Annotated in this window: 5 protein-coding genes; 4 read left to right on the top strand and 1 reads right to left on the bottom strand. The window is 39.8% G+C overall.

The window, feature by feature from the left end:
* Positions 1–31: 31 nt before the first annotated feature.
* Complete coding sequence (murF, locus tag AAFF35_RS28745) at positions 32–1,333, bottom strand: UDP-N-acetylmuramoyl-tripeptide--D-alanyl-D-alanine ligase (protein WP_342329881.1); 1,302 nt, start codon at positions 1,331–1,333, stop codon at positions 32–34.
* Positions 1,334–1,422: 89 nt separating this feature from the next.
* On the opposite strand from murF, the gene AAFF35_RS28740 reads away from it, so the two are divergent.
* The 4 genes from AAFF35_RS28740 (at position 1,423) to AAFF35_RS28725 (ending at position 13,764) form a co-directional block, all read left to right on the top strand.
* Positions 1,423–3,906 (top strand): M14 metallopeptidase family protein, encoded by a 2,484-nt coding sequence (locus tag AAFF35_RS28740; RefSeq protein WP_342329880.1) that lies wholly within the window; start codon positions 1,423–1,425, stop codon positions 3,904–3,906.
* Positions 3,907–5,174: 1,268 nt separating this feature from the next.
* A complete protein-coding gene (locus tag AAFF35_RS28735) occupies positions 5,175–8,345 on the top strand; it encodes a TonB-dependent receptor (protein WP_342329879.1) in 3,171 nt (1,056 codons plus the stop codon).
* Positions 8,346–8,357: 12 nt separating this feature from the next.
* On the top strand, positions 8,358–9,764 hold the full coding sequence (locus AAFF35_RS28730) for a RagB/SusD family nutrient uptake outer membrane protein (RefSeq protein WP_342329878.1): 1,407 nt from the start codon (positions 8,358–8,360) through the stop codon (positions 9,762–9,764).
* An 835-nt stretch (positions 9,765–10,599) separates the two neighbouring features.
* Complete coding sequence (locus AAFF35_RS28725; protein ID WP_342329877.1) at positions 10,600–13,764, top strand: SusC/RagA family TonB-linked outer membrane protein; 3,165 nt, start codon at positions 10,600–10,602, stop codon at positions 13,762–13,764.
* The last annotated feature ends 17 nt before the right edge of the window (positions 13,765–13,781 follow it).

The following is a 13,781-nucleotide window of genomic DNA, read 5'->3' as shown; positions in this document are numbered from 1 at the left end:
TTCTGCAAGGATTTTTTAAGAAAATAAATAATTATAGGTAAGGGAGTAAACGTTCCAGAGCCATGCCTCTGGAGCCCTTCAACAAGACCAGGCGGTCGCTTAACGATTCCTTTTCAAGGAAAGCCTGTGCTTCGTCCGGACTGCGAAAAAAATGACCTCTATGTTGTCCTTTTTCTTCGTAGAAATCTTTTCCTATGAAAATAAGCGTTTCTACGTTTGTTTTTTCTGCTTCAGAGATCACCAGGCGATGTTGTTCGGGGGATTCTTTTCCCAGTTCAAACATGTCGCCGATAATGACCACTTTGCGTTCGGCGCTGAGGCTGTTTATATTGGCCAATGCGGCCGTCATACTGCTGGGATTTGCATTGTAAAAATCGCAGATAACTGTGTTTCTATCTGTTTTTGTAAGTTGTGAGCGGTTGTTTTTTGGTTGGTAACCAGATAATCCGGTGTTGATTTGTTCCGGGCTAAGGTCAAAAAATTCACCGAGGCATATCGCAGCGAGGATATTTTCGAAATTGTAAGACCCGGTAAGGTTCGTTGTCGTCTGGTGCTCGCCTGCTGCGTCTGTCCAGCTGAGTTCCAGAAAAGGATCGGTTTTTAGCAGTGTTCCGGACACCGTGTTTCCTGCGCCGGTACCATAATAAATCACTTTGTCTAAGCCTGCAACAGCAGTCATTTCCAGGAGATACGGATTGTTCCGGTTGATGAATGCGGTACCATGATGGCCTTTGAGGTAAGCATACAACTCCGCTTTTCCTTTTTTTACCCCCTCAAAACCCCCAAAACCGTCTAAATGAGCCATGCCGATGTTGGTGATCAATCCATGAGTTGGTTGTGCGATACCGCAAAGGAATTCGATTTCTTTCTGATGGTTCGCACCCATCTCAATGACTGCAATCTCGATCCCGTTGTCAATAGAAAGCAGGGAAAGTGGAACGCCGATGTGGTTGTTCAGGTTGCCTTTAGTCGCAAAGGTTTTGTATTTTTCTGAAAGCACTGCATTGACCAGTTCTTTGGTCGTCGTTTTTCCATTGCTGCCTGTTAGTCCGATAACGGGAATGTTCATCAGAGAGCGGTGATGCCTCGCAAGGTCTTGTAAAGCCGTTAATACATCCGGGACAAGGATACAGCGCTCATCTTTTAAATAATCAGGATTGTCGATGATGGCATAAGCAGCGCCATTGCTTAAAGCTTGTGCAGCAAAGGAATTCGCATCAAAGTTCTCTCCTTTGAGCGCAAAGAAAAGACAGTCTTTGGTAATGCTCCTTGTATCGGTGCATATCGTAGGATAATTTAAGAAATGTTGATACAGGGAATCGATGGCTGACATATACATAAATCTAAATGATATGGTAAAATTACACTATGAAAGAGAAACAAAAAATATTCTTTAGTATTTTGGAGTCTTAATTGCTGACTATGAAATACTTTTTCCTCTCTTTTTTATGCTTGTTTTTTGTTGGAAAGTCCGTTGAAGCGCAGATAAAGTCGCCTGATGAGTTTTTAGGCTACAGTTTAGGGAGTCGTTTTACACCTCATTATAAAGTGCTGGAATATTTTAAATATATCGGAGGGGCAAATAAAAATGTCAAAATTCAGAAATATGGTAAGACTTACGAAGGCAGAGAGCTGTTGGTGGCCGTCATTTCTGCTAAGGAAAACCTGGATAATCTGGAAACAATCAGGAAGAATAATGTTAGCATGAGCAATGCAGAAAAGGTGTTTCCTAAGTCAAGGCAGCCCGCGGTGCTCTGGTTGAGCTATAATGTGCATGGAAATGAAGCCAGTTCTACGGAAACGGCCTTAAAGATGCTATATACATTGACAGATAGTAAAGTTCCAAACATCCAAAGCTGGTTAAAAAATACGGTAGTCATCATTGATCCATGTTTAAATCCAGATGGAAGAGAGCGTTACGTGAATTTCTTTTCGGCGGCAACAGGTTTTCAGCCAAATTCAAATCCGATGTCCAGGGAACATGCTGAACCATGGCCGGGTGGACGTTCCAATCATTATTATTTTGACCTGAACAGGGACTGGGCCTGGCAGTCTCAGGTAGAAACTCAGCAACGTTTGGCTTTATACCATGAATGGATGCCTCAGGTACATGTTGATTTTCACGAACAAAGCTATAATGAGCCTTATTATTTTGCGCCCGCAGCGGAGCCGATTCATCAGGACATTACACCATGGCAACGGAATTTTCAAATCACAGTAGGAAAGAACAATGCGAAGTATTTTGATCAGAATGGCTGGCAATATTTTACAAAAGAACAATTCGACTTATTATACCCTTCTTACGGAGATACTTACCCTTTATATAATGGTGCGATCGGCATGACTTATGAGCAGGGGGGGATTAGTGCGGGTTTATCTGTCGTTACCCTTGATGGGGATACACTGACCTTAAAAGACCGGATAGACCATCATTTTACCAGTGGAATGGCGACAGTGGAAACGGTTTCGCTGCATGCAGAGAAGCTTGTTGAAGAGTTTAAGAAGTATTTCGAAAACGGAATCAGTTCCCCTCCGGGGCTTTATAAAACGTATGTGATCAAAGCGCAGAATAAAAGCCGGTTAAAGCGGTTGGTCAGTCTTTTGAAAAAGAATGAAATCGAATTTGCCTTTGGGCTTGATAAAACTTTAAGCGGTTATAGTTTTGAAACGCAGAAAACGGAAAGCTTCAAGGTAGAAAGGAATGATTTGGTGGTGAATCTTCAACAGGCGAAAGCTGTGCTGGCCAATGTATTACTGGAGCCACAAACTTCGGTCAGCGATTCGAACACTTATGACATTACTGCATGGGCATTACCTTATGCTTATGGCCTCCCGGCTTATGCCACTACGGAATCTGTAAAGGGGAGATATCCGGCGATGGAAGAGGTGAAGGAAGTTTTTCCGGTCATTGCCAAGCCTTATGCCTGGATTTTCCCATGGAATTCTATAGAGGATGCACAGGTGCTGATTGCTTTGCAAAAGGAGAATGTAAAGGTGAGAATTGCAGAGGAGGCATTTAGCCTCGGCAGCCGTAATTTTGCAGTAGGTTCTTTATTGGTTTACAGAACAGAGAATGAGCGTGGAATTCCCGATCTGCAGGCTAAAATTATAGGAATTGAGAAAAAACTGAAGATGTCTTTCTATCCGGCTTCGGGTGGTTTCGTGGATAAAGGGAAAGATTTTGGTTCTTCCGCTTACCGGCTCCTGACTACGCCAAAGGTGGCTGTGATTGCAGGACCGGAGAGTTCTTCGCAAAGTGTAGGGGAGATCTGGCACTTTTTTGAGCAGGAACTCCATTATCCCATTAGTTTGATTGATGCTAAAAACATGGGCAATCTCGACATCAATAAGGTAAATGTGTTGGTCGTTCCGGATGGTTCTTATGGAGATGAGGTTGCCGGAAAACTGGAAGACTGGCTAAAGATTGGCGGGAAGGTGATTCTTTTTGAAGATGCCATTCTGAATGTGAATGAGGCGAAACCGTTCGAGATTAAAAGAAAGGAATTTCCGAAAGAAGAGCTTAGTGGAACCAATTCCAGTGAGTATGCAAGAAGAAAACAGGGAGATTTATCAGAAGCGATTCCAGGTGCCATCTTTAAAATCCATTTAGACCATAGTCATCCATTGGCTGCTGGTTTGGGAAGCTATTATTATGCCTTAAAAACAGATGATAAGGTGTATGAGCATCTGAGCCGGGGATGGAATGTAGGCGTTTTGAAAACCGGAAGTTATGTGGCAGGTGTGGCAGGAAAGAATGTGGTAAAGAAGCTGAGTTCAGGAATGGTCTTTGGCGTGCAATCGATAGGAAAAGGGGCTGTTGTTTACCTGGGGAGTGACGTACTATTCCGCTCCTTCTGGGAGAATGGGAAGCAACTTTTTTTGAATTCTTTGTTTCTGATTGATTAACAGGTGTGTCTGTTGTTGATTTAGTATTTGTAATAAATCGGTAATTTCAAAAGCGGAACCGATTCCGCTTTTTTTGAAAAAAACAAATGGTTATGGGACCCTTGGTTATCTCTTGTTTTCCCTTCTTTATCAGAATAAAAAAAATGAATAAGATTCAGTATCAGAAGGTGAGACTTTAACTTACCTGGCTTTTGCTTTTTATAACTTATCGTTCTTTTTTCAGCATACTTATATAGGTCATGAAGATAGTAAGGGCATATTAACCTTATTGCCAACGACTTCAACAGCGCAGCGCCAGGGACGGACAACATCAAAAGAGGTGTCCCATCGATTACTTCAGATCTAAAAATGGTAGTTCCTTTGCTGACGGGGCAGCAGGCGAATAAATCAAATATCAATTTCAATGTGACCAAAGGTGTTTATGCCAGGGTTACCTTAACGATATAAGATTGGAATACTGCAGCGGTCATGACAAAGGCAGCGAGAAAGAATTTAGGCCTGATGTCGGCGGGTGCTGAAGGTATTCTTGCGAAGATATTGCTGCAAAGAAAAAATAGAGCTATAGGCTCAAGGCTTTAAGTATGCTGATATTTGGCGCTTAAAGCTTCCTTTAGACAGGAAAGGAAGTAATCTCGATAGTACTACTGCGATAAAAATGAGCATGCCTGCCAAAAGTGATGAGTTTTTATTTAAAATTCCCCAGGCAGAATTTGATGCGAACAAAGCATTGACCTCCGCAGATCAAAATCCTTAATTTTTTCTAACGTTTTTGTAATTAGGATGTTAGCCGTCGTTTGTCACCTTTGGGTGACAGCTTTTTAGTTTTCAGATTGCTGAAAATCTTTAGGGTTATTTTATTAATCATTGAGTAAATTGTGTTGTCATTAGGAAATCTGATTTCTGTTTTTTTTGTATTGAAGATTGCTTGCAGATAAAGTACTGTGACTGTGGGATATTTGCAGATTATTTTTTCTATTATATTTAATCGTGTAATTTGTTACATAAATGTTGTCTTATAAGAAATATGGTTTTTTTTGAAAACAATATTGCGAATCTTCTGTTTTTGGGGTGTTTTAGAAGAATAATAGAAGTTTTTTTAAGATTATACGAAATAATAATTGTTTTTATGGTGTTTTTTAATTTATTTATAAAGATAATTTAATGTCATTACTTTGTCATTTATGCTTTTTTGAGTAATTATACAGGTTGTGGGAATACAGTGTTTAGTTATCTTCAGCCCCTAATAACTAACCTAATTTTAATTTTTTATGAAAAAACTTTTACAAAGTTTGTTCATTTTGATGTTCATCGCAGGATCTGCGATAGCTCAGGATCGAACAGTGACAGGTATGGTTACAGATCAGGAAGATGGCAAGCCACTTCCGGGAGTAACTATAAGGATTAAGGGTGCTAAAGTCGGAACTCAGAGTGGTGGAGATGGCCGGTATTCATTAAGTGTTCCTTCGGCAACACCGTCAATTGAATTCTCTTATCTTGGCTATTTAACTCAGCTTAGACCATTGGGTGCTGGCAGCGTAATTAACGTAAGCTTAGTTTCAGATTCGAAAGCCTTATCAGAAGTGGTTGTGGTAGGATATGGAACAAGATCTGTTAAGGATGTAAACGGAGCAATTGGTAAAGTTACCGGAAGTCAGCTTGCGGAGCAACCGGTAGAGAGTTTTGCGAAAGCACTTTCCGGTAAGACTGCCGGTGTTCAGATCTCCAGTGCAGGCGGTACATTGGCCGACGGTGTGTCTATCAGAATAAGGGGTGTAAACTCGATCTCTACAAGTTCATTGCCATTAGTGGTTATTGACGGGATTCCAGCCAATACAAGAGAGAATCTAAATACCTTTAATAGTGGTAACGGAACGCGTTTTGATCCTCTTTCTTTAATCAATCCAAACGACATCGAGTCTATTGAAGTATTAAAAGATGCAGGTGCTGCTGTATTATACGGTTCACGTGCAGCAAATGGTGTAATTTTAGTAACGACTAAAAAAGGTAAAAACGGAACTACACAGATCACATTCGATTCTAAACTGAACTTTGCTACAGCTGCAAACAAACCAAACCTGTTAAATGGAGATGATTTTAATATGATCGCCAATGAGAAGGTTAAGAATAAGTTTGGAGCAACAGCTCCTGTGGTTGCGAAAGACAGTGATATTGATGGCGATGGAGTTCCTGACAGAACAGATTGGATGAAAGAGATTTTCCGTACCGGAACTTCTTATGATAACACTGTTTCCATTTCAGGTGGTAGCGATAAAGCAACTTATTACGGATCTGCCAGATATGCTGATCAATCAGGTATCCTTTATGGTAATAAATTGAAAACAGGGGCTGCCCGTATCAATTTATCTGTGAAACCTAAAAAATGGTTGCGTTCAGGGGTAGAACTTTCCTATACTAAAAGTATTAACTATGGTTTGTTGACCGATGGTTACTTAGCGGGTGCTGCGATTTCAGGATATAATGCAATCCCGACAGTTTCAGTTTATGATCCAAAGGGGCCAAAAGGATATAATCTTACCGCTTCAACTCCTATTGGTTATTTAGGACTTGGAAATAACATTACTACAGTAAATGGAGCTAGTTTAATTGGCAACAGGGTATATAATCCGATTGCTACTATTGACTTGCAAAGAAATCAAAACACGCCTCAGAATTTTATAGGTAATGCTTTTATTGAAGTTTCTCCTATCGCAGGGTTAAGAATCACCTCGAAATACGGTGTTGATTATCAACAAAACTTTGAAGATCAGTATTCTAATCCTTTAATTGCCGGATTGGGTCTTTCTTACAATGGATTGGTTCAGGATAACTTTTTAAACCGTAACCAATGGGTTTGGCAAAACTTTGCTACCTATGATAAAACAGTAGCAGAGAAGCATAGAATCAGCTTAACTGCTGGTGCGGAATATCAGTATATGAAAGAGCAGCAAATCTATGCTTCTGGAGCAAACTTTGCAGATCCTTTCTTCCAGCACATTATTGATAACACTTATACAGGATCAGATCCTAATACAGGAGATTTATTATTGGCTTCAGGTGGTTCTATGGAATCTACTGGTCTTGAATCGTATTTTGGCCGTGCAGGTTATACGTATAACGACAGATATTTTGTTGAAGGTGCATTCAGAGCAGATGCTTATTCAGGCTTCGGAGATGCAAATAAATGGGGTAAATTTCCAAGTGTGTCTGCAGGATGGATTGCTTCTGAGGAATCTTTTCTTAAAGAGAACAAATACATCAGCTATTTAAAAGTTAGAGGTAGTTACGGTTTAGTAGGAAACTCAAGAGGTGTTGGTGCTTATGCAGCAAGAACATTGTATGGCGGAGGTTCTTATACTTCTATCAACGGTTTCTCCAGTACTCAGCTTGGAAATCCAAAGTTGAAATGGGAAACATCTAAAAAGTTCAATGTTGGATTTGACATGAGCGTTCTTGATAAACGTATTAGCTTAACTGCGGATTACTTTAGCACGGATGTTTCAGACCTTATCTTAAATGCTCCTGTATTACATACTGTTGGAGTTCCGGGATCAAGCATTCTGAGCAATATTGGTTCCATGACAAATAAAGGTTTCGAGATTACAATCAACACGGTTAACATCAAGAACAAAGATTTCTCCTGGACTTCCTCTTTCAACTATACTCATGTAAAGAACAAAGTGACTGAATTGGTTGCTACAAACAACAATGCCGATATCGCATCTGCATCTACTGTTGCAAGTGTAGGCCGTGCTCTTGGAACTTATAAATTAATTCAATGGGCAGGTGTTGATCCTCAGACTGGATACCCTCAGTGGTATGGAGCAGATGGTGTAACCAAAAAAACCTGGAATCAGGTAACTCAGAAATACACTTTGGATGACGGAACTGTTACTAGTTTAGGTGCCGCTGATCAGGTTTATATGGACGGTAAAACAGGAACTCCTACTTTTTACGGAGGTTTAGACAATACTTTTACTTATAAAGATTTTGATTTGAATCTATCTCTTGTTTATCAGGGTGGAAACTATCTTTATAATTCTACTTTGTCTGGCTTGTTAACCAATACATTCCAAAACAATGAGTCACGTATCCTTGATCGCTGGACAACTCCAGGTCAGGTTACCAATGTTCCACGTTTGTCAAGTGGTGATAGCCCTTCAAATCAGATTTCAACAAGATTCCTTGAAAAAGGTGATTTCTTAAGATTAAGAACTGTTTCTCTTGGATACAGATTGAAGAGACAATGGGCTGAAAAAGTTGGATTGTCTAATTTGAGAATCTCTGCTCAGGTATACAATGCATTTGTAATCACCAACTACAGTGGTATTGATCCAGAGGTGAATTCAAACAGGAACAATACTAACATCGCTACCGGATATGATAACCGTGCTATTCCACAGCCGAGAACATATACTTTGGGTTTAAATGCAACATTTTAATTAGAAGGTCATATGAAAATTTTAAATACATATAAAACGATAAATATAGCATTAGCTGCTGTCATGGTTTTGGCAATGGGCTCTTGCCAAAAGCAAATTTTTGAAGAGCCTTTCTCGAATCTGGCGCCGGGTGATGCTTTCTCCAGTCCTGACCGTATAGAGAAAGCTTCTGTCGGAATGTATGATCAATTGCAGAATCCGGAGTTCTTCGGTGGAAGGGTTTTGATCTATGCAGATCAAAGAGGTATAGATGTTAATCCTGCATCTTTTTTCGGAGACCTGGCTTTATTTAGCCCGGTAACTTCTAACAACGCTTATGCTAACACTGCATGGCAGGGAGCGTACCGCACAATTGGAGAAGCCAATTTATTCTTAAAGAATATGGCTGCTGCAGGTAGTGTTGTACCAGCTGCAAAAGTAGATCAATACAATGGCGAGGCTAAATTCATTCGCTCGTTATGCTATTTCTATCTTGTGAACCTATATGCACAACCATACAAATTCACTTCCGGAGCATCTCATCCAGGTGTTCCATTGATTCTGGAAAGTGCATCAGATCCATTTGGTTCAGGAACTCAGGTATCAAGAGCAACTGTTGCTGCAGTATATAATCAAATGGAAACGGATTTAAAAGAAGCGGAAGCAAAGCTGCCAGCTGATTATAATGATGTGACCTTGCAAAATACCGCTCGCGCTACAAAATCTGCTGCACAAGCTTTGTTGGCACGTCTTTATTTATATAAAGGAGACTATCCAAATGCACTGATTTATGCGAACAAATTTGACGGTAGTAAATATGCATTAAACGCAGATCCGGCAACAACTTTCAGATTATTTACGACCAATGAGAGTATTTTCTCTATTGCACATAATGGAGGTGATAACCCGAATACCAATCATGCTTTAGGACAGCACTATGCTCCAGGTTTACGTGGAGATATTACAGTAAGCCCTGAGTACGTTGGATTAATGGATCAAACCAAAGATTTAAGGTTTAAAAATTTGATCACTTCTAAAGGAGGTTTATTGTATACGACCAAATATGTGAGTGTATCTGAATGGGTTCCTGTAATTCGTTACGCTGAAATTATGTTGATTAAAGCGGAAGCTTTGGCAAATATTTCTTCGACAGTAGATGCAAATGCATTAACGATTGTAAACAATCTTAGGGCACGTTCATTAGCTGATCCGATTACAGCTTCAACAAAAGATGAACTGATTGCTAAAATCCTCGTAGAAAGAAGAATCGAACTTGCTTTTGAAGGTCAGGGAGAATTCGATTTCTTACGTACAGGACGTGGAATTCCAGCTCATAGTACTGCTGCAGCACAAGCTTACGGCTCCAACTATGTAGTATTACCGATTCCTTTTTATGATACTCAGAAAAACCCGAACCTAGCTCAGAATCCTGGCTACTAAGGCTATTAATTAAAATTCGAAAAGGGTCAGGAAGAATATTCCTGACCCTTTTTTGTTGGTTTTCTGGGAATCTATTCCTCGCTGACATTCAAGGTTCGAAGGGAAGTGTATGTCGGCTTCTGCTAATGGGCCATCAATGAAGTCCTGCGTTATATAGACCTTATTGGTCAGATGATGTCTTTATAAATTCACTATTCTAAAGCTGATGCCTGCGCTTATTCCGACTCCTGGATAGCTCTGTGGCGATATAAATGAGTAACTCTTATGGCAATTTCCTGATTGAAGATGATTTTGAGGCGATGTGTCAGTTGCTTGTCTAAAAGAGCAGCTAAGGTACTGTAGGAGAACTGTTACGTTTATTTCATTTTTGTAAAATAGGTTGTTCAAATCGATTGTCGGTCAGGCAGAGTTTGTAGAGGAAAAGACAATGATCTTCTGTGAAATGGATTTTGGAAATGAAAATGGGATCAAAAAGCCATTGTAAATTTAGTTGACTAATTTTTCTATAATTTGAGGAGGCATTGATCTGTTATTTTTCTAACAACTTGTTTTTGTTTGATTTATTATTATTAATGTCGAGTTTTTTTGTCTATTCTGTGTCAATTTTTAGCTATTTATTATCTCCAATGTTGTTGACTATTTTTTATTAGGATAAAAACAGCGCTCAGGTGATCCTTTAGCATAATATCTTAAAATTGAACTATGATCGCGTTAATTGTTACACTTTGTTGTGTCATTTAATTGTCATTTATACAGCGGTCGATCAGATTTGGTTATGCACGCATACTAAATCGTCTATATTCGGTTACTATTAACTAACCTAAATTTTATTTTTATGAAAAAACTTTTACAAAGTTTGTTCATTTTGATGTTTGTCGCGGGCACAGCGATGGCACAAGACCGAACAATTACTGGTACTGTTACAGATCAGGAAGATGGCAAGCCACTCCCGGGTGTTAGCGTGAAAATCGTTGGCGCCAAAGGCGGTACACAAACGGGTGGAGATGGCCGATACTCTTTAGTAGTTCCAACTGGCACAAAAGAACTGGCATTCTCTTATCTAGGCTATGTAACACTAAATAAGCAAATTACTTCTAACGTTGTGAATGCAGTCTTAAACTCTGATTCACAGGTTTTAAGTGAGGTTGTGGTAACGGGTGCCCTTGGTATCCAACGCCAGAAAAAGGAGTTGGGGTATGCCGCGACTTCTTTAACCAACGCAGAAGTTAACAAAGCAAAACCGGTTAACATTGCAAACGGTTTACAAGGCAAGGTTTCAGGCTTAAATATTACGACCATGAACAGTGGTGTATTTGAGGATGTAAAAATCAACCTAAGGGGTATTCGTTCCTTAACAGGAAACAACAACCCGATGTTATTGTTAGACGGAGTACAGGTGCCGCTTACCAACCTGGCATCGTTAAACCCTAATGATGTGGAAAGCACTACGATCCTTAAAGGCGCCTCAAGTGCGGCAATTTACGGTCCTGATGCGGTGAATGGGGTTATTGTTATTACGACAAAGAAAGGTAAAGAGGATTCAGCTGCGGAAATCACTTTGAGTAACAGTACTCAGTTTTCCAGTATTTCCTTCTTTCCTAAATTCCAGACAAAATTTGGTAGCGGTGGACCTGATCCATCCCGAAACCTGACCGCTGGGTATACAGGATACGAAAACTGGTCATGGGGACCTGCATTTGATGGTTCGTTACAACCAGTTGGTAAGCCTTTTACTGATGGAACACCTCAGCAAATGTTACCCTATACCGCAAACAATTCAAGAAAAGAATTCTTTAATACGGCAGCGACCATTCAAAATGATGTGTCTTTAAGAACCGCAACTACTTATATCAGCTTGCAGGATGCTAATGTTAAAGGGATTGTTCCGGATGATGAAAGCCGTAGAACAGGTCTTCGTTTAAATACCACTCAGAAATATGGTAAATTAACTACTACTGCCGGTGTAAACTACTCTCAGCAAAATTATAATGTATTTAATGACGATGCGATGGGTGATTATAATGCAGCAAATAATGTTGGATTAAACGGAGGTTTAATGAACCTGATCTTTAATACACCAGCGCAAATTCCAATTACTGCTTACAAGGATTTTAGAAACAATCCATATGCATCTTATAACGGTTATTTTACAGATTATGGTATTAACCCTTATATCGCTTTGGACAACTGGAGAACAACTGGTAAAAGAGAAAACCTGATTGCAAATCTTGATTTGAAATTAAAAGCGACTGATTGGTTGGATTTCACTTACAGGGCGGCAATTACTTCAAACCATGTTGGTGAAAGAAACATTTCAAAAGGCCAAACTGCAACTCCTTACGGAGTAACCAGAGGTTTTGTTTCTGTTCCTCAAACCGTGGAGGAGCGTGAATATCGCTACCAACAATTGTCTTCTGAAGTGTTTGCAAGTTTCAACAAAACGTTTGCAGAAGATTTCAAAGTTGCCGGAGTTTTGGGAAGCTACCTTCGTCAGAGAGATCAACGTGATACGAGAGTTGGAGCAAGCAACCTGGTTATCCCTGGCTTATACAATATCTCAGAAAGAACAGGTGAGTTAACAGGATCATCTCCTGCTTCACGCTCAAGATTACTTTCGTTCTACGGAAGTGCTTCATTGAGCTACAAAGGATGGGCAAACGTAGAAGTCACCGGCCGTAATGACCAGACTTCTGTTCTTGGTTTGAACAATAACTCCTTCTTTTACCCAGGCGTGAGTGGATCATTGGTGTTAACTGATGCGTTTCCAAACCTAAAAGATAACGACTACCTTTCTTTCATGAAGTTAAGGGCATCATGGAGTAAATCAGGTAATGCTGATATCAATCCATATTTGCTGGCGGCTACTTATTCTCAGGCCAATGGCTTCCCTTATGGAGGTGTTCCGGGATATACCGCTAATAACAGAACTTATGATGCGGAGCTTAAGCCTGAATTTATCAAAAGTTCGGAGGTAGGTTTGGAATTAGGTTTCTTAAAAGACCGCATCTCGTTTGAGGTTTCCTACTTTAACCAGAACAATACCAACCAAATTATTCCTATTGCAATTTCTAACGCTACAGGATATACCAGTTACCAAATAAATGCAGCATCTTTTGTGAATAAAGGAGTAGAGTTAGATTTAGGTTTAACACCGCTGGTAACGATCAAAGATGTTCGTATCAATTTTAAAGCAAATGCATCTTATAACGACAGTGAGATTAAGAGCATTTATTCTGGTCTTGATGAATTATTTATTGGTGGTTTCACCAGTGCAGGAAACTATGCGATCGTTGGAAGTCCGGCTTTCGTATTCAAAGCAACTGATTATTTAAGAGATCCTCAGGGACGTGTAATTGTTGATGCAAATACAGGACGCCCTACCGCAGATCCGGTAACAAAGAAACTGGGTAGAACTATGCCAGTATGGATTGTTGGTTTAAATCCTTCAGTAAGATGGAAAAACTTAACATTCTCTGCATTGTTTGAATACAAAGGTGGACATTATGCTTACCATGATATCGGTAATGCAATGGCTTGGACTGGTGTTTCTGAAGCAAGTGCGACCAATAACCGTGAGCGTTATGTGTTGCCAAATTCTTCTTATGCAGACCCGGCTAACCCAGGACAATATATCGCTAATACCAATGTTGCGATTGGTGATATTAACTCTTTTTATACAGGTGAATACCGTGATGTAGCGACTAACTTTATTACTAAAGCAACTTCATGGAGATTGCGCGAAGTCTCTTTAGGATATGATATCCCGGTAAAGGTCCTTGGAAATCAGAAGGTAATTAAAGGCTTATCAGTAGCAGTTACTGGTAGAAATTTATTTTTATGGGTGCCTAAAACAAATGTTTATGGCGATCCTGATTTTACTTTTGGAACAACGACAGGTAGTAATCTTGGTGTTTCTAATTCAAATGTTTCTGGTGTTGCTGATTCAAAAATCAACCCTCCAGTACGTACAATTGGCGGAAGCGTAGTGATTAAATTTTAACGACTATTAAAAAGAAA

The sequence above is a fragment of the Pedobacter sp. FW305-3-2-15-E-R2A2 genome (assembly GCF_038446955.1).
GTDB lineage: Bacteria > Bacteroidota > Bacteroidia > Sphingobacteriales > Sphingobacteriaceae > Pedobacter.
Note: the sequence above shows the minus strand (reverse complement) of the source record. Positions and strands in the feature narration are given on the sequence as shown.

What these genes read in the sequence shown, in the direction of transcription:
- murF (WP_342329881.1), bottom strand. Translation starts at nt 1,333, where the DNA reads ATGTCAGCCATCGATTCCCTGTATCAACATTTCTTAAATTATCCTACG.
- AAFF35_RS28740 (WP_342329880.1), top strand. Translation starts at nt 1,423, where the DNA reads ATGAAATACTTTTTCCTCTCTTTTTTATGCTTGTTTTTTGTTGGAAAG.
- AAFF35_RS28735 (WP_342329879.1), top strand. Translation starts at nt 5,175, where the DNA reads ATGAAAAAACTTTTACAAAGTTTGTTCATTTTGATGTTCATCGCAGGA.
- AAFF35_RS28730 (WP_342329878.1), top strand. Translation starts at nt 8,358, where the DNA reads ATGAAAATTTTAAATACATATAAAACGATAAATATAGCATTAGCTGCT.
- AAFF35_RS28725 (WP_342329877.1), top strand. Translation starts at nt 10,600, where the DNA reads ATGAAAAAACTTTTACAAAGTTTGTTCATTTTGATGTTTGTCGCGGGC.